At 65.6% G+C, this 2578-nt stretch carries 2 protein-coding genes; both read right to left on the reverse strand.

All coding sequences use genetic code 11. The features are described 5' to 3' along the window. Nucleotides 1–104: 104 nt before the first annotated feature. Complete coding sequence (locus tag AC1DOC_RS28830; protein WP_012746572.1) at nucleotides 105–806, reverse strand: succinate dehydrogenase iron-sulfur subunit; 702 nt, start codon at nucleotides 804–806, stop codon at nucleotides 105–107. Between the two features lie 27 nt (nucleotides 807–833). After that, nucleotides 834–2578: succinate dehydrogenase flavoprotein subunit (gene sdhA / locus AC1DOC_RS28835; RefSeq protein WP_478131034.1), on the reverse strand; the 1745-nt coding region annotated here is incomplete at its 5' end.

Consider the following 2578-nt stretch of genomic DNA (forward strand, 5'->3'; position numbering starts at 1 on the left):
CGAGCAGGCCGCGCCGGCAGCGCCATTTCAGCTTGCTCAGCGCGCGTTCGCTGATCGGCTCGGACGGGTCGGCGGCGGTTTGCATGGTTTCTCTCGGAAAAGGATCAGATGGCGCGGCGCACCATCAGTTCCTTGATCTTGCCGATCGCCTTGGTGGGATTCAGGTTCTTCGGGCACACGTCGACGCAGTTCATGATCGTGTGGCAGCGGAACAGGCGGTACGGGTCTTCGAGGTTGTCCAGGCGTTCGGCGGTGGCTTCGTCGCGGCTGTCGGCGATGAAGCGGTAGGCCTGCAAGAGGCCTGCCGGGCCCACGAACTTGTCGGGGTTCCACCAGAAGCTCGGGCAGCTGGTGGAGCAGCTCGCGCACAGGATGCACTCGTACAGGCCGTTGAGTTCGTCGCGCTCCTCGGGCGACTGCAGGCGTTCCTTCTCGGGCGGCACGTTGTCGTTCTGCAGGTACGGCTTGATCGAGTTGTACTGCTTGAAGAACTGCGTCATGTCCACGATCAGGTCGCGGATGACGGGCAGGCCCGGCAGCGGCTTGAGCACGATGGTGCCCTTGAGCGTGAGCATGTTGGTCAGGCAGGCCAGGCCGTTCTTGCCGTTGATGTTCATCGCATCGGAGCCGCAGACGCCTTCRCGGCAGGAGCGGCGGAACGACAGCGTGGGATCTTGCGCCTTGAGCTTCATCAGGGCGTCGAGCAGCATGCGCTCATGGCCGTCGAGTTCGATCTCGACGGTCTGCATGTAGGGCTTGGCGTCCTTGTCCGGGTCGTAGCGGTAGATCTGGAATGTGCGCTTCATCGTGAAACCTTGTGATGTTGTTCTTGCTTAGAACGTACGGACCTTGGGAGGAACGGAGTCGACCGTCAGCGGCTTGAGGTTGACCGGCTTGTAGGAGAGGCGGTTGTCCTGGCTGTACCAGAGCGTGTGCTTCATCCAGTTGGCGTCGTCGCGGCCGAGCGGCGCGACCGGGTCGTCGGCCGGGCGTTCGTAGTCCTCGACCGTGTGCGCGCCGCGGCATTCCTTGCGGGCGGCGGCCGAGACCATGGTGGCCTGCGCCACTTCGATCAGGTTGTCGACTTCGAGCGCCTCGATGCGCGCGGTGTTGAACACCTTCGACTTGTCCTTCAGGCCAATGGCGTTGACGCGTTCGCGCACGGCGGCGATCTTGACCACGCCTTCGTCCATCGAGGCCTGCTTGCGGAACACGGCGGCGTGCTGCTGCATGACGGCGCGGATCTCGCCCGCCACGTCCTGCGCGTACTCGCCGCCGGTGGCGGCCTCGAGGCGGTTCAGGCGCTCCAGCGTGCGGTCGGCGGCATCGGCCGGCAGCGGCTTGTGTTCCTTGAGCTTGTCGTTGAACTCGACGATGTGGTTGCCGGCCGCGCGGCCGAACACCAGCAGGTCGAGCAGCGAATTGGTGCCCAGGCGGTTGGCGCCGTGCACGCTCACGCAGGAGCATTCGCCCACCGCGTAGAGGCCGTTCACCACGGCGCTGTTCTGCTCGCCCTGCTGAATCACGACCTGGCCGTTGATGTTGGTCGGGATGCCGCCCATCTGGTAGTGGATGGTGGGCACCACGGGGATCGGCTCCTTCGTGATGTCGACGTTGGCGAAGTTCACGCCAATTTCATACACCGAGGGCAGGCGCTTGTGGATGGTCTCGGCACCGAGGTGGTCGAGCTTGAGCAGCACGTAGTCCTTGTTGGGGCCGCAGCCGCGGCCTTCCTTGATTTCCTGGTCCATCGAGCGCGAGACGAAGTCGCGCGGCGCGAGGTCCTTCAGCGTGGGCGCATAGCGCTCCATGAAGCGCTCGCCGTTGCTGTTGAGCAGGATCGCGCCTTCGCCGCGGCAGCCTTCGGTCAGCAGCACGCCGGCACCGGCCACGCCGGTCGGGTGGAACTGCCAGAACTCCATGTCCTGCAGCGGAATGCCCGAACGCGCGGCCATGCCCAGGCCGTCGCCGGTGTTGATGAAGGCATTGGTGGAGGCCTGGAAGATGCGGCCCGCGCCGCCGGTGGCCAGCAGCACGGTCTTGGCCTGCAGGATGTGCAGGTCGCCGGTTTCCATTTCGAGCGCCGTCACGCCGACCACGTCGCCTTCGGCGTCGCGGATCAGGTCGAGCGCCATCCACTCGACGAAGAACTGGGTGCGGGCCTCGACGTTCTTCTGGTAGAGCGTGTGCAGCATCGCATGGCCGGTGCGGTCGGCCGCGGCGCAGGCGCGCTGCACCGGCTTCTCGCCGTAATTGGCCGTGTGGCCGCCGAAGGGGCGCTGGTAGATCGTGCCGTCGGGGTTGCGGTCGAAGGGCATGCCGAAGTGTTCGAGCTCGTACACGACCTTCGGGGCTTCGCGGCACATGAACTCGATCGCGTCCTGGTCGCCGAGCCAGTCGGAACCCTTGATCGTGTCGTAGAAGTGGTAGTGCCAGTTGTCCTCGCTCATGTTGCCGAGCGATGCGCCCACGCCGCCTTGGGCGGCGACGGTGTGCGAACGCGTGGGGAACACCTTGGAGAGCACCGCCACGTTCAGGCCCGCGCGGGCCAGCTGCAGCGAGGCGCGCATGCCGGAGC

The organism is Variovorax sp. 01T439_2, assembly GCF_056398445.1.